Source organism: Lactococcus lactis (assembly GCF_029023865.1).
Lineage (GTDB): Bacteria > Bacillota > Bacilli > Lactobacillales > Streptococcaceae > Lactococcus > Lactococcus lactis.
In genome coordinates, this window is sequence record NZ_CP118969.1 from 2,216,528 (window position 1) to 2,240,985 (window position 24,458).

Genomic DNA, 24,458 nt, shown 5'->3' on the forward strand with positions numbered 1-24,458 from the left:
TAAAAAATAGAAGTTTGACAATTCTGAAATTATCAGTCCTAAAATGACATAAAAGAGAATTTCAGCAAAAATTCTCTTTTTATTTTTATTAAGCTCGTACTGTTTTAGCAAGACCTGTTTTTTTATCATAAAGATTAATCAAACCTGAGCCGTTTTTACGAATCATATCCCCTGCTTTAACCGCAAAAGGAACATCAATATGTAAAAGGGTCATTGGGTTTGGTGCACGGTCAATATGTTCAGCTGTTTCTGCCAAACGAAGATTTTTGACCATTGTTTCCACGTGGCGGAATCCTGGACCGTAAAATTCAATTTGGTCACCTTCTGTGATAACATTTCTTTGACGAATCGTAGCTACCATTGTTTCAGCATCAAAGTCAACGACTTCTCCGACGAATTTGTACTCAGGAATTTTACGACGAGCCCCAAAGAGTTGTTTATTTTCATCAGGTGTTCCATAATAAAAGCCAGTGTCTAATTCACGTTGAGCTACTTTCCATAATTCATCAACTAAGGCTGGTTTTATTTCTTCAAAACGTTCTGGTGATTCCAAATAGGCATCAATAGCTGCTTTATAAACGTTAGAAACTGTTGAAACATAGTGAATTGATTTCATTCTTCCTTCGATTTTGAGGGAATTAACTCCATTTTCAATCATATCAGGAATATGTTCAATCATTGACATATCAACGGCTGACATTGAAAATTCTTCAGTGACTTCACCAGTAATCGATTTTCTCTCGCCAGCAAATGGCATATCATATAAATCATATTTCCAACGGCAAGATTGTGAACATCCACCGCGGTTAGCATCACGCATACTCATATAATTTGACAAGACACAACGTCCTGAGTACGAAATACACATGGCTCCGTGAACAAAAGCTTCAATTTCAACATCAGTATGTTGACGAATTTCTCTTAACTCTTCTACAGAAACTTCACGCGCTAAAACAACGCGTTCAAGTCCTAAATTTTTCCAGAATTCTAAGGTTTCATAGTTAGTAGCAGACGCTTGTGTTGACAAGTGAATGGCCAAACCTGGTGCTTCAGCAGCGCAGATGGCAATCAAAGCAGGGTCAGAAACGATAACCGCTGAAATTCCTAAATCACGTAATGTACGGAACCATTCGCCCGCCCCTTTTTCATTCCCTTCATGTGTCACCATATTGGCTGCTACATAAACTTTAGCGTTGTGGGCACTTGCATAAGCGACCCCTTCAGCCATTTCTTCAAAAGTAAAATTACCTGCGCGTGAACGTAAGCCATAGGCCTGTCCACCAATATATACTGCGTCTGCGCCATAATCAATAGCGACTTTTAGTTTTTCGAGTGTTCCTGCTGGTGCAAGCACCTCTGGACGTGTTTTTGTAATTGACATGTTTCAATTCTCCAATTTTCAAGATTGTAAGTATTTTGAAAAGGCTCCAAAAAGAAAAAATCTTAGTCAAATTTATTGTCAGTAAATTTGCGAGCCAAAACTTCTTTGTTTCTTTATTTTACAGGATTTCTTGCCAAATTTAAACCTTCAAATGTGACAAAGTTCTTTGACATTATGCTGCTTATCTCTCATCTTTACTGACAGAATTATTGATAAAGCTTTTTACATTTCTGTCAGTAAATCCTCTATTTCAACTTTATTTTCCTGATTTTCTCATATCATTTATAACGAAAAGAATAAGTACCCCAATAATCAATATGAGCGTCAAAATTATTTTTTCTCTTGTTCCTGGGTCAAAGAACAAAATAATGAGCCAGACAATCAGTATCAGCAACGGAAAAAAATATTTTTGAAATTTAATCATTATTTTCTCTCCTAGAGAGTTAATTTAAATTTTTATGAATTTTATTTAAAATTAATTATAAATGATTTACGAACCTTTGACAATAGTTTTTCATCAAAAAAAGCTGTCAGTAAATGAACAACTTCTTTTCTTTTTTTATTTAATGGCATCTTTGTCCAAATCATAGAAACCGTGTGATAGTGTCCGTCCTGCTGGATGTATTTTTCGGATTTCTTCATCTAGTTGGAAAGCCTTAAGTTCTGTAAATTCGCCTGCTTCAATCAGCTTTTTAGCTTCTACAAAAAGTTTGCTTATCGCTACAAAATCTTCACCACGAGTAAAAATTCCATCCAATTTCCAATGGTCATAACCCATTGCTACTAAATCTGAAAGTTCTGTCATCATATCTAAATCATCATTAGCAAAAATATGCGTCCCGTGATTATCTTCAAAGATTGAATAATGTGTATCAACTTTCTTAGGTTCAGAGACAAAAAGATTTCTTTCTCTGTCTTTGCCTTTTTCCTCAGTCTTGATGAAATTATAATAGTTTTGCACCAATGGACGTTTGCTATGATGAATCACTGTTGCACCATAAACTAAAATTTCGCCTGGTACAACTAGTTCATCGGTCATATCAGCAAGTTCTTCTTTTGGCAATTCACGTGCAAGAACAGCTTCAATTGCCCCTTGTTTGGCCCAAAAATTAACTTGGCGGGCAGAAGCAACCATGGTTGAGGCATCATAAGTAAATGGTAACTCATATTTATCACGTTGCAAAACAAAAATCACACCCGCATCACCTACTGCAATTCGGTCAGCTTTAATTTCAACTAAGAAATCTAAAAAATCTTTTATTTTTGTCATCATCTCTGTATGCATCAGAGCATTGACCGCGACAGTCACTGTCTTTCCTGCATCATGTGCAAGTTCTGTAATTTTTTGAATCTCTTCGTTGGTTAAGGCAGTTGGTACGCGTAAACCATAATTTTTTTCACCAATGTATAAACGGTCGACTCCAGCTTCGAGCAATGCTTTAGCTTGCTCTAGGCTTTCTGCCGTAGAAGTAATAGTAATCATAGTGATAATTATATCATATTGTTCTCTTACACGTTTTTTCTAATTCATCCTCTTACTAAAATTTACTACTCAAAATGATATTTATTCATAAAAAAGTATAGGTTAATTTTATTTTAACCCAAACGAAACTAAATAGTAATGCATTTAAATTTCGAGTAACGTAAACCTTTGCTTTTTATACTATAATTGATTACATAATATAGGAAAGTGCTAGAAAATTATGGAATTAAAGAATTTAAAAGATTTTTATGAGAAGCAAGAATATGTCGATTATAACGAAAGTAAAAATTTTGAGCAAAGACAAGTCAACAAAAGAATTGAAGAATTAAGCTTCTTCACGAATATTGCTGTTTTCTCAATTTTTCTTGTTTTTACTACTTACATTTTGGTGAGTTTATTGGCAAGCTGGATTGCTATTCCAGTTTCTATTGTTCTCTCGCTTGCTCTTTATATTTCCGTGAAAAAAGGAATTGCTAAAGCGATTAAATTTATGATGAAATAAAAACTGCCTAATAGACAGTTTTTTATTTTATTCCAATTAAAATTTGCACATGAATTCTCGCTGTTTTTGGCGGATTTTCCTTTGCAAATTTTTTTCTTTCCTCAGAAACTGACCATTCTAATGGACTCATCAATAAGAAATCTTGACGCAAATTTTCTGGAACTTCAAAAGTATAATCAATTGTTTGTTGAGTATTCTTAGGAAATTCTTCTTTAAAACGCTCAATAACTGCTTGATTATCATAATCAACTGGAAGTTGATAAACTTCTCGCAACTCACGTAAATAATTTCTGTCAGGAATAATTTTAATAACCCGGCCATTTTCTGTCAGAACTCGATGAAATTCTGCATAATTTGAAGGCGTAAAAATATTCAAAATTACTGACAGACTTTCGTCAGCAAAAGGGAGATTAGTTAAATCAGCTAAGGACAGAAAACTTTTCGTATCTAATTCGGTTGCCATTTCAATTCCATCTTTAGCAATATCAAAAGCAAACTTCGCCCCCGCACCCTCTAGGAGTTCTAAAAATGAACCTTCACCTGTTCCAACATCAAGTAAATTTCCACTGACAAATGATTTTTGAATTTCTGTCAGTAAATTTTGATACATCCCTGCTTGAATTAGGCGTCTACGTGGTTCAAACATTTTACGCGTATAATGCTCTGTGTCAGCTTTTGTTTGTAAAAAATTAACATAACCTTTCTTGTTTAAATTATAAGTATGATTATTTTCACATTTTAAGGCATAGGCTGCCAATTGAAATTTACCATGACAAATTGGACATCTCAACATTTCCACATTTTCTTCTAAAAGTAAATAAGCTTTTTCAATTTTTTTTAACATAGTTCTATTTTATCACAGCTCCCCATTAGAGCCAAATAGAGGGTAAAATACACGTTTTATACAATTATGCACTAAAAACACGACCCATTAGACCATAATATACAGCTTTTTAAACGTAGTAAAAGACGTAAAAAAACACGAACGTAGTAAAAAGCGTTAAAAAAATGAACAAATTTTTGTCAGGCAAGGGGCTGTATATCCATGATATACGGCTTTTAATTTTGCTGACTTTTTTTATAAAAACGTAAAAAAATTATTAAAAGATGAATACCCCCGCCCCTATTTGTTTTAGGAATACCGTATACCAATGGTGGCTCCCTTTCGAAAAAAGTGATTTTTGAAAACTTTTTTTCTGAAACGAAATCGCTCAACCGCAATGATAACTAGGATAATTGACCATCAAAAGTTGCACACCAAAAAGGAGGAAATAGGCTAAAAACTCTAAAAAAAGGCTAAAAAGGGGAAACTATTACCAAAAAATCCCTTAACCATACCATTTACCGATTGTACCCCCCCTATGCAAAAATTTTAGAAAATCACTTTTTTACTCAGGGAGGAACCATTGGTATACGGTATTCCTAATAGCAATGAGGGGGGGTATCTAAAAATTATAGAGAAAAAATGATATAATAGGGTTAGGTAAATTATTACTACTTTTCTTTATATTTGTCCGTGAAAATTCACGGGCTTTTTTGTTTTATTGAAAGTTCATTACCTTGTTTTATAATCTTTTTCACTTGCTTAATAGTTGGGTTCGTGTGGTTTCTAATAGTATGTTCGTTTAACAGATAACGGCTTGCAACTTCTGATAGTGTCATGCGTTCCATGTATCTAAGTCTGATTAACTCTAGGTCATCATCACTCAATGAATCAAACACCTCTGTCATTGCTTTGAATATAAAGCGTTGTGGTGTGAGTTGGTCTGAGCTGTCTATCCTATCCGTCCATGACTTCATTGTACCTGTGAGATATAATCTGATATTAAACTCTAGCTCATTCATCATACAATCCTCCAAACAAAAAAGCACCCCCACAATTAGAGATACTTTCCTGCATTATCATACCATGCGCATTTCTGCGTCTTTTTTTTATAAGACTATTATATCATACTTTAGATATAATTTCCTTAGCTTTCTTCATGACCTTACCTGTCTTAGCTGTAATCTGATAAGCTGATAGTCCTGTGCGCTTTGTAGTCTCTGCGATACTTAATAACTCAACGTATCTCAAACATAGTAATGCTATGCTGTCAGTATCGACTGAATCAAATAGCTCATCAAGATTATCTAATAATTTAAGAAGCCTTGGTAAGTTACCTGGTTCAGCTCCTATCTTTTCAATATAAGATTTTCTGCTTTGAGCGCTTAGGTATAGCGTTCCTCTAAGATACCACCTTACAACATCTTGAGGTCTCCCCCAATAATATCTAACCATCTATTTTATATCCTTTCGTGCTATATTATAAATTCCTAGCGAAGTAGGAAAAGTACGGTACCACGGTATCAAAGTCCCACAAATGGCTTAACCACGCTTATAAACTTGCTACCGCTAACGGTATCATGATACCGTAGTACAGTATCATTTTCGCTTTTTCTGACATTAACAATAAATACCTAGCCAATATAGACTAGGTTTTTTTATTATAATCTAATCACTCAATCCGTCAAGATAAGCTCTTACTTTTTCTTTATACTTTCGTGTACGCTCGTCTTCAAATTGTTTGAGAGAACGAGTGACATTGATAGAAGTATCATCATAAGCTGGTTTACTTACTACGCTTATTTCGCCTAATGTTTGAAGTTGGTTGATTGTTCGGACAGGTTTACTTGCTCCTTGTTGCCATGAATCGCCACCGTCTGCCACGACAAAGCCGAAACTCATGCCTTTAAGGTTTCCAGCCTTTATGTTGTTATAGACATCATGGCCCACTGTTGTATCTGGCATATCCAAAACAAAATGCAAGCCGACTTTATCAATGCTTAACTTTAAAGTTCCTGCATCAACTCTGCCTAGCACATTGGCGTAATCATGGTTATATAAAGCTAATACATCGCTTAGGTCAACATTATTGAGCGCCGATGAAGAAATATACTCAATAAAAGGTGCATTAGGCACACTTGGCTTATTAAATACAACGGCATACCCTGCAATTTGTCCAATGAATCCTGCTTTTTTATTTGCGTCTCTAATTTCTAGTTTGCTATCAATCCCAAAATTAATTTCTGTTTTTTTAGTCATTTAATCCCCTAATCTAAATCAGTCATGATTTTTTCAGATTTTAGAAATGCCATTAGTTCTTTTTCATATTGGCTTGCCATTAATCTAACAATTCCAAAGAACCAGTTATTTTTGTGACTTCCGTTTTTTTGAGCAATTAACTTATATAATGGGCCTCGAGAATAAACATTTGATTTTTCTAGTAAGTAATCCCCTGATTCCTGAAGTTGATAACGTTGGTCATCAACTTCCTTGTTATATTCCTTTAGTTTTTTCTTCGTATCTTTAGATAAGGTACTTTTTAATAAATCTTGTTGAATGTTACTTAAACTATCTGCTCGGCTTAATGCTTCTCCGATAGTATCATCAACTTCTTGAGAACTCCAGAAAACATCTAGCTCTTTCTGTTCCTCCGTCAGCCGTTTTTCTAATGTCTCTAGTAATTGCTTAGCGTTATTCAATTCAGATAAGGCTTTGAGTGATTCATCAATATCATCATTTCGAGATTGATTTTCCATTTTTTTAATTTTATTTTTTAATTCAGAAATTAATTGATTCGTTTTATCCACTTTTTGAGTAAGTGGTTTAGCTTGTTTTTCGAGTTTGTTCTTTGCTTCTTCAATATATTTTACTTGCATGTTATTTTCTCCATTTTCGTTATTTATTACTTTTCGGCATTCCACAGAACGCCCAACTTATCGCCTAATGTCGCGATCGCTTGATGAGTTTCTTGGTCTGATTGAAGTTGGTTATCAAAGTATTCTTTTAATGAGAGAAGATTTTCAACTGCTTTATTTCTCTCATTTTCAGCGACTGGGATTTCTAAGTTTTTTGTTTCGTTGCTCATTTTATTTTCTCCGATTTATATTTTTAAGTCAGGTTTTGTCAGTAAATTCATTTTGTCGGACAGCGTACTTTTTTCATGTTTTTATTTCCTCTGATAAATTCCTAGCGAAGTAGGAAAAGTACGGTATCACGGTATCAAAGTCCCGCAAATGGCTTAACCACGCTTATAAACTTGCTACCGCTAACGGTATCATGATACCGAAGTACAGTATCATTTTCGCTTTCTCTTACGTAGATACCCTTTTGTCATGCTTTTATGTTTGTCTTCGTCCCAATGAAATAGCCGTCTAAAAAGCTCATATTCCTCGGCTCGGTGTAAATCAATCGCTCTGTTAAAGCCTGCCGTATGAGGTCTTTTACTTGTTTTTTCCCATTCCTTTTTAATGTGGTCAGGTAATTTAAGCTCAAACTCTCGCTTAGTAAATGGCTTTACACCCTCATCTTCACACCATGCACGATATAAGGCGCTTATAAAGGCGGTCGGTAGAAAATCACTTACAAATTCCTCAAACATATCATTTACAAACGCCAGTACATTGTCATTAGAGATTTTAAAATCATCTAACAGACCTTGTGTGGCTTTGGGTTCGTCAAACTTCTCAAAGTTAAGCGATAAAGCGATTTTAAGCACGTACTCTAAAACGTCTTTGCGTTTAATATAATCATCTTTGATTTTCCAGTTGTCATTATCTGACGTGAAAGACTTGTTAAAGGGAACAATAAGCAAACGTCTGTATGTTCCATTTGACTTGTTTCTAAACTTTGGTAAAAAGTTAGTAGATTGAATAACCAGCTTGTTAAATACTGCTAAGGTTGGTTGTTTCCCTTTCGCTTCAATCGGTACTGGGTCGCCAGTAACCACAGAAAAGTAATTCCCTGCATTGTCTAAGTAACTGACTTGGCTGTCATCTCCAATAATGCAAGTCTTCCCAACGACTTGGGAAAGAGAAAAGCGTTCAGAAAACTGTTCAGCTTTGACACTTGCGACGTTCTCACGTCCGATTAAGTTCATGATGAGGCTCTGAAATGTACCTTTGCCGTCATTTCCTTTACCGACGAGCCACACGCCTTTGCGATAGGAGTAGTTGCCGTTGGTGCTTGCGGAAATAATCTGCCATAAAAGTCTGACAAGTTCTTTATCTCCACTCATTAAATCAAGTAACCAGTCATCTACGTTCCAACCGTTAATATTGGGTACTTTAGCCTTAGCGTTGTACTTGGTCGCAATCGTTGAGGTAAAGACGTACTTAGGACTAAATGGCTCTAATTGCTGTGTTTTCTTATTAAAAATGCCGTTAGCAACTGGTATCAAGTGAGCTTCTGCGGTTTGTTGCTTAACCTCTGCTAAGGTTTCAAGTTTAAAGAGAACCTCTTTAGACCGTGCCTGACTGTATGACGGTTCTAGCCAATAAATGAGCCGATGAAAGAAGTTCTCATTTGTTTCATATATCCCTAGTTCAGGATTATAAACGCCTAACAGTCCGCTTTGGTGGTCTAATTTGATGACTTTGAGCGTCTTATAGATAATTCTTGCTGTTTCTAAAGGGCTTAATGATTTCGGTGGCTTTCCGTCCTCTTTAGGTGTGCTTAAAAATAAGTTACGGTGTTCAAAGAATAGTTTTCTAACCGCTCTAAGCGTTTGAGTGTTTGCTTTGACATAATCAGGCTGATTAATGATTTCTTTTTCTTGTTCTAACCAGTCTGTCAAACTGTCTTGATAACCTGCGATATTGACGACTTTTTTGCCGTCTTCGCCATAATCTGTGAAGTCCTCTATTTTAGGTTTCGGACTTCTTACGTTTCCCTGTGGCGTTTCTGCCACAAGTTTTTCTAGTTGGTCTGTCATGACTTCCTTTCTATTTCATCTTGAATACACTTTTCCAAATGGTCGCCAGCTCGTCATCAGGTAAGGGCGGACTGGTTCGATTGTTAAAGGTTCGCAATAAGTCCATGCAATGATTGTTATCAATGCCTATTTTTCTCCAGTAGTGGAGAATACGATTTGTATCGTTGTTTCGGTTGCCTTTTCTTGCGCCTTGGTTGAATAACTCCCACATTTCAGCGCCATAAGTACGACTGCCTAACGTTGGGTTCTGTCTTTTTTGTCGTCGCTGTATCATTTCAAGTAACCAGTCAGGACAATCGCAAAGATTATCGAAAGTTAAAGGCTCGTTAGTTTCTGTATCATTCAAAGGGATATAATCGCCGTCTGTGCGTTTGCTTGGGTAGATTGGTGTGAAGTGTGTTTTTATCTCCACGCCGTCCGCCAATTCACTGACAATCGGTTGACTGAATAGCTCTTTGGGAACTTTAAAGAAAACATGCAAGCCGTTGCCTGTTGGTGTCTTCTCGACATAGGTACTTAATATTTCGCCCTCGCTGTGTTCATTCCACAATCGACTGAAAACACTCCGCCCATTCTGTCCGTTTTGGTGCTGGTCTAAGTCAATACAAATCAAACCGCTATTTCTAAGATTAATCATAATATTGCGGTTCGGTATTTCATCAAACCATTCGCTTACTGTGATTTCGTCAAGCGTTCCACTTGAAGTACCACGGATAACAGCTCTCTCACTTTTCCCAGCCGGAAAGCCCGCAATGACAGAAAAGCCACGACTAATACAGTTTAGGGCTTGTTCTTTGGGTGTCAATGGTCAACCTCCAGTCTATACTCACATTCATCACAAATTTGTCGCTCTTGATAGGGAATGACTTCATTTTCTTTTAGAGGTTTACCACATAAATAACAATTCACTTTGTTAGTCCTCCTTAAAAAGTTGGTCAATCCAATCAAGTTCAGCAAGTGTATAGCCGTTGACTGCATTATTAATCGCAATGCCTGTCCGTTGTTTTTTGATAATTCCAGCTCTGCGCTCGTCTTCGTTAGTTGGAATAAAATAGCCGTTATCAATTGAACCAATAGCGCAACCTTGCTTATGGAGGTACTCAATTCTACTCTGTAAAGTACGAAAATCAATATCAAGTGTTTGTGCCAATATTCTACCTTTGACAGCTCGGTCAATTCCTCGATGTTCAGCAAGAAATTTAATAATATTTTGGTCTAACGTCTGTAAGTTTTTAAGTTTCATAGCTTCCCCTCCGCTTCGTCATAAGTCCCCCACATAGAAATAATAGTCTTGATAAAGCTATCTATGTCTGTACAGTCCCTAGCGTCCGCAATTAACACATTCAGCAAAATACTAACTGCTTCAAGGTCTGAGATTTCGTCAAACTGGCGTGTAACTGCCAGCAGGTCATCGCCTTTGTATAAAGTTTCAATGGTCAGATTTTTTATTTCAATATCAGGTTGAGCTTTCAACATTTGATATGCTGCGCCACTCTCCATAAATTCAGAAAGTTCTTTTTGTTCATCATCACTCAAATTTTTTAATGTCATTTTCTATTTTCCTTTATTTGTAATTTCATGACAGCCAGCTCTCTGCCTAAAAAGGGTACTGATTGCGTGCATAAGTTGCTTTTTACTCCGCTGGGTAAGATTATGCCTGTACTTGATTCAAACTGCTGTATCAAGTCATATTTGACCGCTCGTGCGTTGTAAATCATCTTAAACGGGTGTTTGCCTACTGGTCTAAAACTATTCCGTCCGTACCGTTTTATAGCCGTGTAACCTTGGTGGTGTTCAATCATTTCGCTACCTCATCAAATAAGCTGATTTCTCCGCCCTCTTTTTCGCCCTCAAAGCGGACACCGTGCTTATATTTACGAACTTTAAAGCTATAATCAACTGTGCCTGTATTTGCGTTCAATGGGTCTAATTTTTCAATCTGCTTGTCTGTAAGTTCCGTGTGATAGGCTTTTAAACTTCGCAACCCTATGCTATCAATACCAGCCACATAAGAACAAGCTCTAATAATATTTGTCATTTTCTCAATCCTCTAATAAAATTTGCCTTGCCTGACAAGTTGCTAAGTATCTATGATGATGAACTTGCATATATCATCGATTAAATAGTAGATAAGTGAGGTTTTGTATCGTGGTTTATAGCGATTCAATCCGTGCTTTTCCCAATTATCAAGTGTGCCGTCTGATATATCTAAGTCTTCCATAACACGCTTTTTAGAGATATAAGGTAATACTCGCTTTTCATTTCTGATTTTGAGCTGTGTACCAAGATACTTATTAAATAAATGAATGATTTTATCCACTAAGCCACGGGCAACAAGGTTTATTAAAGTGTCATCATTCATTTTTTGCCTCCGTTCTTACGTTTAGAAATAACTTCCATAACTGCATAAGTGAGTTTATCTTCACTAATTCCTAGTTCATGAGAAAGCTCTAAAACATCTTCGGAACTGATAATATCAAATGCTGTCATTGCCTTGTGCTTGGTTTTCCTACGTTGTCTTTCATGGCGAATACCACGATTAAACGCCACATCATACAGACATTCGTAAGCAAAAACGCGTTCCCATTTCTCCCAATCGTCCTTATCTTGTTTATTTAACAATTGAGAAACATCTTTTTCAATGGCTTTAATTACTGGATACAACCCGTTAGGGATGTCTGTTTTCTTTTGCGTTTGCTTGATTTCTTGCTTAATGCGATACCTTTCAGCTTGATTATTAGTGATTTTAAGTTTTAAAGGGTGCTTAGAATCTAGGTAAAAAAGTTTGCTTGTGATTATCCCTAAGGCTCTATCTTTCTTATCGAATGAAAGTGTTATTCCTGCCCTACTTTTATAGGCATTTAAATCAAATGTTTTAAATTTCATGCTTTACCCCTTAACCTTTCGTCATGTATCTAGCGTATGAAGTTACGGTTCTAAACGTGCGTTCTAAGCCTCGTTTGTTCCAAACCGTCCAAGTATGAGTGCTTGGGTCAAACTGCACTTGTGCGCCTGATTGTATGCCATGAGTGGGGTAAATTACGTCAATTGCGTTATTCATTATGTTTTTATTCTCCAATTTGTTATAATTAGAGGTAGAAAGCGCGTGTTTTTCACGTTTTGCTACTCTAATTTGATTAAAAGCTGTTTCTGTGGTGGTTTCAGCTTTTTTTGTACGCTTATTTAAATTCATCTAAACTAACTCCCAATGCCTCGGCAATCTTACCGACTGTCAGCCATTTGAGCTTTTTTATTTTGTCAGTTCAACCGCTGCTTTATAAGCATTTGACCATTCATAAAGCTGAGGGATGAGCACATTTTGAAGAAAATCTTTTGAGTGAACTGAGAGTTTTTCTTTATAAAATTCAACTGACTCTTGATAAACTACTTGTCCAAGATGATTAATTGTTTTTACTTGTTCCATTAGAACCTCCATTTGCCTGCGAGGGCTTTTTAATTTAAAAATTGTTTAATTTCATGAAACTTTCATAAGTTCCGCTTGCATAATCATTAACGGCTTTGTAGATGTTTTGTATATACATCTCAACTTCTTCGATATGAATTTCTAGTTCTTCAAACATGATTTTACCTTTGAATTTCTAGGGCTAATTTGTATTTTAGGGTACAAAAAAACTCTATTTCTCGCATTTTAAAAAATGCGTGTTGAAAAAGAGTTCACTTCTTAATATGTTGATATATTTTATCTGCTTTGATATAATTTATCTATCGAGTGAAACTCTCGGTACTCAACTCTTAATGTACGACGTCGCCAAACTGATGTACATTGAGAGTTTTTTTATTTTAATTTGTGAATACCACGACGGACGGCTTCGCTTTTGCTAACCTTTTCCTTTTCGGTATAGTCGTTTAGTATGTCTTGGGTCTCTTTATCTAATTTGATAGACAAAGCTGTTACTTTGGGCTTTTCTGAAAATGGTCGCCCTAGTTTTTTCTTTTCTTCCTCGGTCAAATTGAATACCTTTCTCACTAAATTTGCAAGTTAATCAGTACTCGTTTGCCTAAGCCGTAACCCTTGATTAACCTTACATACTATATTATACATTAAGTATTTCTTAATGTCAATAATTAAGTATTACTTAATTAAAAATAAATCATTTTTCAAGAAGTTCACTCTTATTCGGTTTTCAAAGGTCAATCAGCTTTGATTTTGCTGATATTTTTTGTTAGAATGGAGTAAAGCAAAACTCGTAAAGAGCTTGCCTTACTAAGTTTAAAAGTCGTTTTGATGGGGATCAGTTACGGCTTTTTTTGTTGTCATTATGGATTTGATTGCTGTTTTGATAGGTTCATAATCAGAACCAGCTTCAATCATTGCTATTGCGATACTTTCAAGCATTTTATAACGTTCCATTTCCTCCGAATTTAAGAGGTCAAGGAGCATTTTTTCTTTTCGCCAGTCTGTATCTCTAGCTTGAATTTGCTTCTTGGTTAGTCCTGTCACAGTAGTAGCAAGCAAACTTCTAATAATGGTGTGCCATGTATTTCCATGATGTGGATAGTGTACCCATTCTGAAATAGATTGATGAAGAGTAACACCTTTTGGCTTCTCGACTGCTCTTGCAATCTTTCATGCCTGAAGCTCTTTTTCCATTTCATTAAATCGTTTTACAAGAGCCAGTTTAAAAGCTCGAACTGGTTCGGTATTGTCTAGCCATGTAATAAGTAACATAGCTTGGTTACGATTGAGTTGATAAATTTTTGTTGGACGTCCACCAGTTGAACCTTTAATAGGTTTTGTCATTTCAAATGACAATATCCCTAGCTCTTCAAGGTCTTGTTTATTGTTATCAATCAGTTTACGAACTGAAATTTTATTAAGTCCTGCATATTCAGCAATAACGACATGGTTAGTTACAACTTCCGCTTTACTCATGTCAGGACTGGTTAAAAATGCTAAGTCTTTCATTTATCCTCATTTCTACGTAGTTTTATGACATCGCGGTCATAGTTTAGAGCCATGCTTAGGTTGTGAGAATCAGGAAAGATACTTACAGGGACGTGAATACCTTGTGTACGTTCGTTAGATAGAAATTACTTACAACTATCAACGCTTGTTCTCTTTGATGATTATTAATAGTCTTTAGCAAGCCATTCAGTAATGCGTTCGTATGTACTCTGACGTACTTTCTCATTACGTGTAGGACTTTCAAGACGTCCGTAAGTAAGGCGGTTAATTCCAAGCTGATCGGCTGCTTCGCCTTTGGTTAAGTTCAATACTCCGCGCTTTTTGCGTAGAGCTGTCTTGATTTCTGGTGTTAAGTACAATTTTAAAACTCCTTTTATTGAATTATTGAAAATCAGTAATTATCTGATTGAAAACTATTATAAATTATTGAACTTCAAAAATCAAGTATAAAGTTATTAAAAAACAATATTTTTTATTTACTTAATTATCCAAATGCTATATAATGTTATCCAGGAGGTCATCTAATCATGGCTAAAAATAGAATAAATGAATTAAGAAAAGCCCAAAATTTAACACTTAAGGACTTGGTAGAACTGTTAAAACAAAAAAATATAAAAGTTAATGCTAGCCAAATTTCTAGTTATGAAAAAGGAACAACTCCTAGAAATGAAGATATCTGGGAGGCGCTCGCTGAAATATTCGATGTAACACTGCCATACTTACGTGGATACGATGAAGGTATATCAAATGTATTTGATTTGCCTTTTGATGAAGTCAATGAAATGATAAAAGAAAATGTTGAAATAAAATTGATGTTGGGGGTTTTATATGAACTTAAGAGACCTGAAAGGATTAGTGATATTGCCTCACTTGCTGGCTACGCTGCGGAGCTTTCTGAAGAGAGTTGGGATTATATAAAAAAATCAGCTCTAAGTATTGCTTGCTTAGAGCGTAATGGTGTAGAAGATTGGGAAAGCTTTTTTGCTAAAGATACTTCTTATACAGAAATTCAATGATTTTATTCCCACTTAGCAAAATCGTACTCAAACTTCTACGGCTATCATCACAATGCTTACGATGAAGCGCGTGTGTTGCTGTATGAGCTGTGCTGGTTTGAGTTGGTGGGTTAAAGAAATGTAGTTCTTAAATTTAAAAAATACTAAAAAGAGAAAGAAGTAATATGGGAAGTTGGCGAAATAGACCAAAGCATATATCAGAACTTAAGGCGGATATTCCTTATGTTGTTGCTATAGATGAGAGTGGTAGTCCTAGTTTAAAATATTTACAAAAAAAGCTATCCTCAAATACTGAAGATAACTGTGAACTTAATGATATTCATTTTAATGTAACTGCTTGTTTAATGGAGACCTCTCATTTTATAGAATCTCAAGATATGGTTATGGGAATAAAAAATAAGTTTTGGTCAGAAGGATGTGCTAATTATAAAAAAGGGGATAAAAAGAGAGTTTGCTTTCATTCTACAGAAATTCGTAGAAGAACTAATGCCTTTAATTTTGATAGCTTAGATAAGCACAAAACTTTTATTAATGAATTAGGAAAAGTTATGTCTGATATGAATGTAAAATTATTCTCTTCACATATTAATAAGCTGGAACTAATCAAACAGTATTCTACCCCTTATAACCCCTATGAGCTTTCACTAACTTTTATTTTTGAAAGACTTTCTTATGAAATCGGCAAAAAGAAAGCTGTGATAGTATTGGAATCCAGGGGTAAAAAAGAAGATAAAGTTTTGTTGAAACATATCGTGAAAATGATAGACCAAGGTACAAGATTTATTAATAAGTCAAAGTTTTCTTTTATTGAAGGTGTTTACTTTAATGGAAAATGGGAAGAAAAATCGAACAATCTAAAATCATATTGGATATTGGAAATGGCTGATTTGTACTGTTATCCGCTTTTTAAATTCGGAAAACTAAACGAAAAAGACCAGACTTTCCAGTGCTGTGAAGAAAAGATAATTTGTTATCCCGATTACATTGGGAAAGGTTTCAAAAAGTTTCCATATAACAAAAAAACGCCCTAAAAAGGACGTTCGCCCGCAAACTCGCGAGCCCCAGAGAGTCATTAGCTCTCACTAATATTATAACATAATCGGAATAAGTTACATAATATATAGTGGTGAACTTTGCATTTCTCTAAATGAATATTTACAAATATAACCAGTCAAGGAAAGGTCTAGCAACATGAAACTATCGGACTACTTAAAGAGTATTGATCACTTAGATGAAAGAATGGAAAAGGCTGTAATTATAGCTGGGTATGAGAAAATGTTTGGAGAACACTACAGACTACCACAAGAACAGTTTGCTGACCTGATAGAATTACCTTTGCCAAAATTAAGAAGAGTTATTCATGAAATGAAAAAAGCAATAGATTAGAACTTTAATAGTGCTAAAGTCTATAAAACAAGTCCTAAATTTTAGGAATGCAAAATAAAAAGCGCTTGTGCGCATGATATTTGTAAAGCTATGTGTTTCCAGTCATTAAAACTGGTAGGAGACGAGACATGAAGTTTTTATTATTCATTGATAAAATCTATTCAAAAATAGTGACTGCTTACTGCATTTGCACTATACCTTTTCTACTATTATCTCTATATCTTTATAACAAACTACCTGCTTATATCCCTAGTAAAATCGGTATAGGTGGCGTATATAGCTGGTTTAGAAAAGAATTTGTGTTTATTCTTCCAGTATTGTTTTTAATCATTGGAATACTTTTTTCAAAAAAAGGAATAATTAAGCAGTTCTATGCTGGAACTCCTGCTATTTTTATAAAGTCGATCGGGTTGATTGTTCTATTATTGGTACTATTCTCTACCATATATCTTTATTATTCCTACTTTTCAATGATATAGAAACACAAATAACAATAAATACAATGACGTACCAAGTCAATTTTTGCCAACATTTGCCAACAATTAGCAAGGGAGCTGACGCAACCAATCCTTGCATTAGGTCATAACAGTATGTAAATTTTGTATGTTGTTCATACCCTACGTAATGGTTGACGGCTTCCCCACTCCTGGGGAATAACTACATGTAAATTTTGTATGTTGTTCATATCTTACATGATGTCGGTATAGCTTTCTGCTACAAGTGGCAAAAACGAAAATTTCGTTGTTGTTATTAAGGGGGTCGTGATTCGCGACTTGCTAGGGAGGAACGAATCGGAGCCCCCTTTTTTAGGGTCTCAGATAACGAAGAATACTTTCTCACAATTTTGTGATTAACCTTGTCTAAACCTTGTTAGTTTTATCTAGCCATAATCTCATTTTATTTATATGTTTTTGGTTTCACTTTTTTCTGAAACCAATAATAGGATATGAACATTTTTGTACTAATCTCTATAGGTTCACTCTAAACTACTCTAAACGCATAATAACCAATATTGCCCACGTTAGCAATAATGAACAAGTAAATATTTCTTACTAGTTGGATCTAATTTGGAAAATAAAGATGTACTAATCTACGGACGTTTAAACTGCTCTATAGAAACGGTTATCGTGATTTTACGGACGATTCACGGACGATTAGGTTTAATTTGGAAAATAAAAAAAGCGCCCTAGCTTGAAATAGGACGCTTAGAATAAACTTATGAAAAAGTATATTTTTTGGAATAAATAGATTATACAACATATTCTATAATTTGTACAGTAAAAAGCCACTCCAAAGAGTAGCTTAATACTTGAAAGTAATGACATCTCAAAATCATTATACTTTCATCTTACACCCTTTTGTATTCAGTTTTAAATTAATAAATAGAGACATAGTTTTACTCTTTTTTTAGTAAAACTACCTGAGGTCGCATTTTACGACTATAGCCACAATCCAATTAGGACAAGGAACTTTTCACTTTACCTCAACTATCGGAAATTTACGAAAGTTCATATCGTCTGTGATGACAGGTATAAAATAAATTATAGAAAGGAGGTTCTACATGAAAAAAGACGATGTAATCAAACTATCAGACGGACAAATAGCCACAATTGTTACTAGTGATGAATCAACGAGTTTGAATAATTGCTATATTGTACGCCTAGAAAATGAAGATAGAAGAGTAGTTGATAGAAAAACTCTAACGCTTGCGGAATCATTTAAATAATAGCCGTTTATAACAAATTCCCCCTTTTTCCACCAATTCCATAAGTAAATTACTGAATCTTTTTTACTTAACCCTAATACGTGCAAACCTGAACCACGTTAAAAGCTGAATGCCATTCTGTCAGTAGTTTATCCAACAAAAGGCTATATTAAGCTGTTTATCTATCATTTTCTATATCTAATCTCTTATATAGTTGTTACCGTTGATACTTTATAATTACTCTTCTTTTAGAGAATGGTATCACTATAAACCCTTTATTTATATAGCTTTATAATACTTTGTTACCGTTGATACCGTAAAATATACTATATCAGTTGAGAATTCAATAACTCTATAAACTAATAAACCAGTTAACTAATTAATCGTATAAGCTCTAATAAAAATATTTCTCAATCCTCGTACATGCCTTGCCTGACATTAGTACAAAATGGAAAGGAAGAAATAATATGAATATTAAAGAATATATAAAAAAAGACGGTACAAAGGTGTACCGAACTAACGTTTATTTGGGTGTGGATAATCTCACAGGTAAGCAAGTACGAACAAGTGTAAGTGCCAATAGTAGAAAAATGTGTGATATTAAAGCACGCCAAGCTATAAATAAGTTTATCAATAATGGGTCTACAATTGCAAGGGAAAAAGTGGTTTTTGATAACTTTGAATCTTTGGCTTTGAGTTGGTTTGAGAGTTATAAGCTGACAGTTAAGGAAAATAGTATAAGTGTTGCTGATAATTACTTACGTAATTATATACTGCCTCCTATTGGCTCGTACAAGCTCTCTAAGATAACGCCAATGTTATTGCAGGAACTTGTCAATAAATGGGCTAATAACGCAAATACAGCCGAAATAATCAACGGTAAGCGTGAGCGAGGAAAATGTAAGGATTATAAGCTACTTCTTAACTTTATAAAACGTATCCTTGATTATGGTATGCAATTAGGAGCTATCGAGGACAATTCAGCTATAAAGGTTTTCCCTCCTAAGTTAAAGACAAGGACAGTTAAAAAGATTAAGTATTTTGATAATGAGGAGCTAAAACAATTCTTGTTGTATCTTGATACTTTAGAACCAAGCACGGACAATCGAAAGAGTAAGACTTTATACAAACTACTTCTTGCAACTGGCTTACGTGTAGGGGAGGCTATGGCTCTTTCTTGGTCTGATATTGATTTTAACAACCATTATCTCAATGTGTCTAAAACTCTAATTCAACAAAGCAATTTGATACAGGATAGCGCAAAGACAAAAGAGAGTAATCGTTCTGTGTTTTTGGATAACGACACTCTTGAAAGTTTAAAAGAATGGCGGAAATATCAAAATGACGGTGCTATATCCTTGCATGACTCTTTAGTCTTCTCATATCATCAAAAAATGAGGTCTTATGAAATAGAGAGACAGAAATTAGTGAGACACTTCAAAAATGCTGGAGTACCTAACATTGGCTTTCACGGTTTCCGTCATACTCACGCTAGTCTTTTGATGAACAACGATGTTAACCCTAAAGAGATACAAAGACGATTAGGACATGCAGATTATGCTATCACAATGAATACATATAGCCACCTTGCCAAAAGTAAAGAAAAAGAGACCGCTGAAAAGTTCAGCAGTATCTTAAAAGCATTATGATTTTTTGGTCGAACGTAGTAAAAAGCGTTAAAATTTGTGTTTATAATCTCTACAACCCTTATATATCAAGGATTTAAGCTCTCTATTTTAACATAGTTCTATTCTAGCATAATCACTTTCATTCTTTTTATTTAAAATAATTCTTGTAATTTTTTTAAGTTAAACAAGATAATCATGTTATAATAATTTTAGTAGATGAAAGGAAGAAATTATGATTATCCGAGAACTTTGCCTTGAAAATTTTACCAAAATTCCTCAAGCGCTTCAGGCCGGCGTTGAGAGAATTGAACTTTGCGACAACCTCGCCGTTGGAGGAACCACTCCTTCTTATGGTGTCATTGAAGAAGCTGCCAAATATGTTGCCGAAAGTAAGACAACTCTTGCTGTCATGATTCGTCCTCGCGGTGGTAATTTTGTTTATAATTCTCATGAACTTAAAATTATTGAAACTGACACCCTTAAAGCTGTTGAAGCTGGTGCCCAAAACATTGTATTTGGTGCCCTTACTCCTGACAATGAAATAGATACTGACGCACTTGAAACAGTGAGCATTGCCGCACAAGGGCTCCCAATCACTTTCCACATGGCTTTTGATGAAGTCACTGATCAAGAAAAAGCAATTGACCAACTTGTCGAATTTGGCGTAGATAAAATTTTGACGCACGGTGGGCCACTTGACCAACCCTTAAATACTGACAAACTTAAAAGTCTCATTGACTATGCTAAGGGAAAAATTAACATTATTATTGGCGGGGGTGTCAATGCTGAAAACTTTGAAAACCTCGCTCAATTAACCGGAACAAATTATGTTCATGGCACAAAAATTATCAAATTATAAATAAAAAAGTTACTGACAGATATTCTATCAGTAACTTTTTTATTTATTTTTAAGTCGGAATCTAACATAAAATTTTGTCAGTAAAAAGTTCGTAAGTAATATAATCAAACTCAAGAAAAATGGTCGAACAAAAATTAATGACAGAATCAATTCAACAATTGTCACAAACATCATCACTCTAAAAATAAGCACCCGTAAACCAGCTGTTTTAGCCGCTTTTTTCAGTGGATAAATTCTTGTTAAAAGTTGATAATCAAAAGCCGTTTGTAATGATAAAAGTTGAAAAATAAGCAAATAGTTAAATACAACCACCATAATAATGGCAACAATTCCATTATTAATAAAAATCATCGCTAAAATTGACAAAATAAGTAAACGAATCGTTAAACCAAGATAATCTCCTGAGCGTAAAAAACTTCTTGTAAATAGATACTCATAAGTTCTTTTTGTTTTCGTCAGTAGAAAATCAAGATATTTCCGACGATGACTGTGTGATTTAAGTCCCTTAACATTCGTAAACAGTGAAAATAATCTTAAAGTTCCTGTTTTTCGTCCTTCTTCTAAATCAATCAAGAAAGCCCAATCCAAAAGTCCACTTTTTTGAGAAGACCAAATTTTGTAAGCCAACCAAGCCGCTTTGATTGCGACAAGTAAGACGAACCAAAGGACTAAGAAAATAGGATTAAATCTTAATAATGGAGCAGCAATCAAAACCAAAAGTGCTGACACAACTGCTGGAATAATCAAAGATCGGATTAAACATTTTACTAAATATGCCCGAACTTCCATTTCTTTTGTCAGTAAAAAAACTTTATCTGGACTCTCAATAAATGTTGCCAAACGTCCCACAATTTGACTAGCCAAACTGATCAAAATAACTAAAATAATTTTGCCCCATAAATTCAGCTGATGAATTTGTAGAAAGTTAATGTACTGAACTACCAAAGCTCCTAATAAAATCATCAGGAACAAAACAAAATGATCATTAAAAACATAACGAAGATATTTTATATTTTGCTTATACCAAAGGTTACGTCGTTTTTTAAAAATTTCATTCATTTGACTTTCCTGCCTCTACAACTTCTTTAGAGTTTGGAATATTTCCTTTTGTTAAGGCAAGATAAATTTCATCTAAACTTGCCTTAGGCTGATTAAATTGAGTACGCAATTCTTCTACTGTTCCAAAAGCAACAACTTGACCTTCATGCAAAACAATAAATTTATCACAGAATTTTTCAGCTGTGGACAAGATATGTGTACTCATTAAAATCGAACTTCCTGATTTTTTCATGTCAATCATCAAGTCAATCAAATCCTGAATCGCAAGCGGGTCAAGTCCCATAAAAGGTTCATCAACAATATAGAGCGAAGGTTCCACTAAGAATGCGCAGATAATCATCACTTTTTGTTTCATCCCTTTTGAAAAATTCACAGGGAACCAATCTAATTTATCACTCAAGCGGAAAGTTTCTAATAATTTTTCAGCACGTTCAAAAGCCAAGTCAACAGAAATCCCGTAAGCTAAAGCTGTCACTTCAATATGTTCACGCAAAGTCAATTCTTCATACAAACTTGGTGTTTCTGGAATGAAACCAATTTTTCTACGATAGCCTTCTAAATCTTGTTGTAAAGTTAAGCCGTCTAATTCAATTTGTCCAGAATAAGGAGTCAAAAGTCCAATAATTTCTTGAATTGTCGTCGATTTTCCTGCACCATTTAAACCAATGAGTCCAACTAACTCGCCTTCTTTAATTTCAAAATTAAGGTCTTTTAAGACAGGATGCCCCAAATAGCCACCTGTTAGATTTGTTACTTTTAACATACATTCCTCTTTTCAATCTTATTCTATATTTATTATTGAAGTCATTCTTAAAATACGTTGCGCATAGCTCGGATTATCATCATCCTCGGCGATAACTTCTTTTAAGTCATCAAGATTATCTGTAATAATTCCATCTACTCCATTGAACATCTGTTCTCTCATATCCGTTTCGTCATTGACCGTCCAAGCAAAAACCATCTGCTTTCTTGCCTGAGCTTTATCCACAAAACTACTATTGAGTGTTGTGGCCTCCATGGTATAGGCCGACATCTTAGTTTGTGGGAAAAGTAAGTTGAAGGGAAGGATGAAACTCACTTTAATCTTAGGATTAATTTTTTGTTCAATTAAAAGAGCATTATAATCTAAAGAATGAATCATAGCCTTATCTTTTAAAAGACGTGCACCATATTTTTTACTAAAATTTTCAACCATCTTTAGAGAATCAAATGGAGAAACTTTAATCTCAACCAGTAATTTTTGGTTAACTTTTTCAGCAGCCGCTAAATAATCATCAAAACTTGGGATTAAAGCCTTTTTCCCATTTTCCGAAACAACTGTATTCGTCAATTCTGCTAAGGTAAGTTTTTGTGGCGGAATATCAATTCCAGCTAAATCTTTTAAAGTTGGATCATGGAAAACAACAAATTGATGGTCTTTTGTTTCCTGAATATCCATTTCAACATAATCTGGTTTTGATTTAGCCGTAGCTTCCATGGCTGGAATTGTATTTTGCACCCCATTTTCTTCATCAACTCCCCGATGTGAAATGGTTAAAGGGACAGTATCCATAAATCCTTCAACATAAGTCCAGCTTACTAAAGCAAAAATTAAAACAGCTAAAGTAGAAAAAATTATTTTATATTTTCTTCTAACTTTCGGAGATTTTTTTACTACTTCTGAAATTTCAAAGGCTTCCAAGTCAGCTTCTCTCATCAAGTAACTAAAAAGCATGACCAAACTCAAGGTAGATATAATAGAGCTTCCCAACCAAATCAAATCCAGTATTGACACTGCTCCCACAAGGGCAAAAGAATTTTTATCCAAATAATCTTGGGCAAAGTAGCCGCCCATAAAAAGAAGCCCCTGCATTATTATACTAAATAAACCGATAAGTCCAAAATAAACAGATAGTCTGAAAAAATTTCTAACTCCTTTTGTTCGTTTTAAACTTTCTTTTATTGCTACTTTCAATGATTGACCTTTTAAAATCATCAGTGGAAGAGTCAAAATTAAACGGGTACTAATCCAAAATGTTATAGCATAAAATAGGAACAAAATTATCATATTTTGCCAACTTTTAAAGAAAAATTCAAATGTAAAAACAGGAATTTTAATTTTCGACAAAAGTTGCGTACTAAAGACATAACGTCCAAAAGGAATAATTAATAGAAAATAAAATACGAAAAAGACTAATTGTTGAATTCTGACATTTTTAAGATCCGAAATAACTTGCCTAAATAAACTTTTTAAACTAAAAGTTCTCGCCTGAATCAAACGAATTCCTTGAAACTGAACGATGAATTGCAGATAAACCAAAAAGATGAGCACAAATAAGACAACTACGAGCCCCAAAACTCCTAAGAAATGCTGCTGAAGCAAGTTTCCAAGATTATTATAAGAAACATAAGGAATTCCACTAACTCGCATAATAAGCTCAGAAATGGATTCTAAAAGTGGAATAATAACAAGTGTGATGACTATAGTTGCCCCAACAAAAATCGAAAGATATTCAAACCAAAACTTAGAAAACTCTCGAAAATATTTAAAAATCAAACCAAGTGGCCAATTAGCATTCTTTTTCTTCTTAGCTTTTTTTCTCACCATACTCCTAAACTCCCCCACACTTTCTCTAAACAGAAGAATAATTTTCATTACATTATATCAAATTTATAAAATAAAAAATGCTTAAATTTAAGTTATAATAAATAAAAGTTTTATTTATTATAACATATTTGAATTTCCCTTTTTCGGCAATTCCCTTACGATTTAGTAAGTT

The 24,458-nt window shown here is 34.5% G+C and carries 34 protein-coding genes; 7 read left to right on the plus strand and 27 right to left on the minus strand.

What is annotated here, in order from left to right; translation table 11 throughout:
- Positions 1-88 precede the first annotated feature (88 nt).
- The 3 genes from PYW37_RS11220 to PYW37_RS11230 form a co-directional block, all read right to left on the minus strand.
- Positions 89-1,381, minus strand: a complete 1,293-nt coding sequence (locus tag PYW37_RS11220; RefSeq protein ID WP_023188646.1) for a peptidase U32 family protein — start codon at positions 1,379-1,381, stop codon at positions 89-91.
- A gap of 256 nt (positions 1,382-1,637) precedes the next feature.
- Positions 1,638-1,805, minus strand: coding sequence for a hypothetical protein (locus PYW37_RS11225; RefSeq protein ID WP_004254670.1), 168 nt, complete (start codon positions 1,803-1,805; stop codon positions 1,638-1,640).
- 135 nt (positions 1,806-1,940) lie between these two features.
- A complete protein-coding gene (locus tag PYW37_RS11230; RefSeq protein WP_025016916.1) occupies positions 1,941-2,864 on the minus strand; it encodes a peptidase U32 family protein in 924 nt (307 codons plus the stop codon).
- Between the two features lie 220 nt (positions 2,865-3,084).
- Here PYW37_RS11230 and PYW37_RS11235 point away from each other — a divergent pair, with 220 nt between their 5' ends.
- Positions 3,085-3,366 carry a DUF3270 domain-containing protein gene (locus PYW37_RS11235; protein WP_004254660.1) on the plus strand — a complete coding sequence of 94 codons (282 nt, stop codon included), beginning with the start codon at positions 3,085-3,087 and terminating at the stop codon, positions 3,364-3,366.
- 22 nt (positions 3,367-3,388) lie between these two features.
- Here the strand turns inward: PYW37_RS11235 and PYW37_RS11240 are convergent, their stop codons facing one another.
- The 21 genes from PYW37_RS11240 to PYW37_RS11335 form a co-directional block, all read right to left on the minus strand.
- Positions 3,389-4,210 carry a putative RNA methyltransferase gene (locus PYW37_RS11240; protein ID WP_023188642.1) on the minus strand — a complete coding sequence of 274 codons (822 nt, stop codon included), beginning with the start codon at positions 4,208-4,210 and terminating at the stop codon, positions 3,389-3,391.
- Between the two features lie 680 nt (positions 4,211-4,890).
- Entirely contained in the window at positions 4,891-5,211 is a 321-nt protein-coding gene (locus PYW37_RS11245) for a sigma factor-like helix-turn-helix DNA-binding protein (protein ID WP_025016915.1), read from the minus strand.
- A 103-nt stretch (positions 5,212-5,314) separates the two neighbouring features.
- Positions 5,315-5,644: a hypothetical protein gene (locus PYW37_RS11250; protein ID WP_025016914.1), complete on the minus strand. Its 330-nt coding sequence runs from the start codon at positions 5,642-5,644 to the stop codon at positions 5,315-5,317.
- A 213-nt stretch (positions 5,645-5,857) separates the two neighbouring features.
- Positions 5,858-6,448, minus strand: coding sequence for an HK97 family phage prohead protease (locus PYW37_RS11255; RefSeq protein ID WP_044009607.1), 591 nt, complete (start codon positions 6,446-6,448; stop codon positions 5,858-5,860).
- An 8-nt stretch (positions 6,449-6,456) separates the two neighbouring features.
- A complete protein-coding gene (locus tag PYW37_RS11260; protein WP_025016913.1) occupies positions 6,457-7,065 on the minus strand; it encodes a V-type ATP synthase subunit I domain-containing protein in 609 nt (202 codons plus the stop codon).
- A gap of 26 nt (positions 7,066-7,091) precedes the next feature.
- Entirely contained in the window at positions 7,092-7,274 is a 183-nt protein-coding gene (locus tag PYW37_RS11265) for a hypothetical protein (protein ID WP_025016912.1), read from the minus strand.
- A 210-nt stretch (positions 7,275-7,484) separates the two neighbouring features.
- A complete protein-coding gene (locus PYW37_RS11270; protein ID WP_044009606.1) occupies positions 7,485-9,119 on the minus strand; it encodes a DNA primase family protein in 1,635 nt (544 codons plus the stop codon).
- 10 nt (positions 9,120-9,129) lie between these two features.
- The gene (locus PYW37_RS11275; RefSeq protein WP_025017249.1) at positions 9,130-9,924 is read right to left on the minus strand and encodes a bifunctional DNA primase/polymerase; all 795 of its coding nucleotides are present in this window, start codon (positions 9,922-9,924) and stop codon (positions 9,130-9,132) included.
- A gap of 108 nt (positions 9,925-10,032) precedes the next feature.
- Complete coding sequence (locus tag PYW37_RS11280; protein WP_025017248.1) at positions 10,033-10,362, minus strand: hypothetical protein; 330 nt, start codon at positions 10,360-10,362, stop codon at positions 10,033-10,035.
- Positions 10,359-10,670, minus strand: a complete 312-nt coding sequence (locus PYW37_RS11285; protein ID WP_014570844.1) for a hypothetical protein — start codon at positions 10,668-10,670, stop codon at positions 10,359-10,361. Before PYW37_RS11285 ends, PYW37_RS11280 begins: the two co-directional genes overlap by 4 nt.
- Positions 10,667-10,921: a hypothetical protein gene (locus PYW37_RS13280; protein ID WP_025017247.1), complete on the minus strand. Its 255-nt coding sequence runs from the start codon at positions 10,919-10,921 to the stop codon at positions 10,667-10,669. Before PYW37_RS13280 ends, PYW37_RS11285 begins: the two co-directional genes overlap by 4 nt.
- Positions 10,918-11,157: a hypothetical protein gene (locus PYW37_RS11290; protein ID WP_025017246.1), complete on the minus strand. Its 240-nt coding sequence runs from the start codon at positions 11,155-11,157 to the stop codon at positions 10,918-10,920. The genes PYW37_RS13280 and PYW37_RS11290 overlap by 4 nt, the downstream gene beginning before the upstream one ends.
- A 42-nt stretch (positions 11,158-11,199) precedes the next feature.
- Positions 11,200-11,481 (minus strand): hypothetical protein, encoded by a 282-nt coding sequence (locus PYW37_RS11295; protein WP_023164724.1) that lies wholly within the window; start codon positions 11,479-11,481, stop codon positions 11,200-11,202.
- Positions 11,478-12,005 (minus strand): hypothetical protein, encoded by a 528-nt coding sequence (locus PYW37_RS11300; protein ID WP_025017245.1) that lies wholly within the window; start codon positions 12,003-12,005, stop codon positions 11,478-11,480. The genes PYW37_RS11295 and PYW37_RS11300 overlap by 4 nt, the downstream gene beginning before the upstream one ends.
- Before the next feature lie 10 nt (positions 12,006-12,015).
- Entirely contained in the window at positions 12,016-12,180 is a 165-nt protein-coding gene (locus PYW37_RS11305; RefSeq protein WP_155384497.1) for a hypothetical protein, read from the minus strand.
- A 189-nt stretch (positions 12,181-12,369) separates the two neighbouring features.
- Positions 12,370-12,543, minus strand: coding sequence for a putative transcriptional regulator (locus tag PYW37_RS11310; protein WP_044009605.1), 174 nt, complete (start codon positions 12,541-12,543; stop codon positions 12,370-12,372).
- Between the two features lie 34 nt (positions 12,544-12,577).
- Positions 12,578-12,700 carry a hypothetical protein gene (locus PYW37_RS11315; RefSeq protein WP_255209171.1) on the minus strand — a complete coding sequence of 41 codons (123 nt, stop codon included), beginning with the start codon at positions 12,698-12,700 and terminating at the stop codon, positions 12,578-12,580.
- Between the two features lie 215 nt (positions 12,701-12,915).
- Positions 12,916-13,089, minus strand: a complete 174-nt coding sequence (locus tag PYW37_RS11320) for a ribbon-helix-helix domain-containing protein (RefSeq protein WP_021165047.1) — start codon at positions 13,087-13,089, stop codon at positions 12,916-12,918.
- Between the two features lie 261 nt (positions 13,090-13,350).
- Positions 13,351-13,581 carry a hypothetical protein gene (locus PYW37_RS11325; RefSeq protein WP_236699340.1) on the minus strand — a complete coding sequence of 77 codons (231 nt, stop codon included), beginning with the start codon at positions 13,579-13,581 and terminating at the stop codon, positions 13,351-13,353.
- A gap of 126 nt (positions 13,582-13,707) precedes the next feature.
- Positions 13,708-14,046 carry a Rha family transcriptional regulator gene (locus PYW37_RS11330; protein WP_232238873.1) on the minus strand — a complete coding sequence of 113 codons (339 nt, stop codon included), beginning with the start codon at positions 14,044-14,046 and terminating at the stop codon, positions 13,708-13,710.
- A gap of 164 nt (positions 14,047-14,210) precedes the next feature.
- Positions 14,211-14,405, minus strand: coding sequence for a hypothetical protein (locus PYW37_RS11335; protein ID WP_044009604.1), 195 nt, complete (start codon positions 14,403-14,405; stop codon positions 14,211-14,213).
- A gap of 168 nt (positions 14,406-14,573) precedes the next feature.
- Between PYW37_RS11335 and PYW37_RS11340 the strand changes: the two genes are divergently transcribed.
- The 6 genes from PYW37_RS11340 to PYW37_RS11365 all read left to right on the plus strand — a co-directional run bounded on the left by PYW37_RS11340 (position 14,574) and on the right by PYW37_RS11365 (position 20,640).
- Positions 14,574-15,062 (plus strand): helix-turn-helix domain-containing protein, encoded by a 489-nt coding sequence (locus PYW37_RS11340; protein WP_025016823.1) that lies wholly within the window; start codon positions 14,574-14,576, stop codon positions 15,060-15,062.
- 164 nt (positions 15,063-15,226) lie between these two features.
- Positions 15,227-16,093, plus strand: coding sequence for a DUF3800 domain-containing protein (locus tag PYW37_RS11345; RefSeq protein WP_025016824.1), 867 nt, complete (start codon positions 15,227-15,229; stop codon positions 16,091-16,093).
- Positions 16,094-16,253: 160 nt separating this feature from the next.
- Positions 16,254-16,448 (plus strand): hypothetical protein, encoded by a 195-nt coding sequence (locus PYW37_RS11350; protein WP_025016825.1) that lies wholly within the window; start codon positions 16,254-16,256, stop codon positions 16,446-16,448.
- A 1,561-nt stretch (positions 16,449-18,009) separates the two neighbouring features.
- The gene (locus PYW37_RS11355) at positions 18,010-18,174 is read left to right on the plus strand and encodes a hypothetical protein (protein WP_025016827.1); all 165 of its coding nucleotides are present in this window, start codon (positions 18,010-18,012) and stop codon (positions 18,172-18,174) included.
- 446 nt (positions 18,175-18,620) lie between these two features.
- Positions 18,621-19,802, plus strand: coding sequence for a tyrosine-type recombinase/integrase (locus tag PYW37_RS11360; protein ID WP_025016828.1), 1,182 nt, complete (start codon positions 18,621-18,623; stop codon positions 19,800-19,802).
- Between the two features lie 211 nt (positions 19,803-20,013).
- The gene (locus PYW37_RS11365; protein ID WP_017865091.1) at positions 20,014-20,640 is read left to right on the plus strand and encodes a copper homeostasis protein CutC; all 627 of its coding nucleotides are present in this window, start codon (positions 20,014-20,016) and stop codon (positions 20,638-20,640) included.
- A 39-nt stretch (positions 20,641-20,679) separates the two neighbouring features.
- On the opposite strand, the gene PYW37_RS11370 is transcribed toward PYW37_RS11365, so the two are convergent.
- Genes PYW37_RS11370 through PYW37_RS11380 form a run of 3 tightly spaced genes read right to left on the minus strand, consistent with a single transcriptional unit; the run spans position 20,680 to position 24,286 of the window.
- Entirely contained in the window at positions 20,680-21,699 is a 1,020-nt protein-coding gene (locus PYW37_RS11370; RefSeq protein ID WP_004254656.1) for an ABC transporter permease, read from the minus strand.
- Positions 21,692-22,462, minus strand: a complete 771-nt coding sequence (locus tag PYW37_RS11375) for an ABC transporter ATP-binding protein (protein WP_004254655.1) — start codon at positions 22,460-22,462, stop codon at positions 21,692-21,694. Before PYW37_RS11375 ends, PYW37_RS11370 begins: the two co-directional genes overlap by 8 nt.
- An 18-nt stretch (positions 22,463-22,480) precedes the next feature.
- A complete protein-coding gene (locus PYW37_RS11380; protein WP_025016829.1) occupies positions 22,481-24,286 on the minus strand; it encodes a glycerophosphoryl diester phosphodiesterase membrane domain-containing protein in 1,806 nt (601 codons plus the stop codon).
- Positions 24,287-24,458 lie beyond the last annotated feature (172 nt).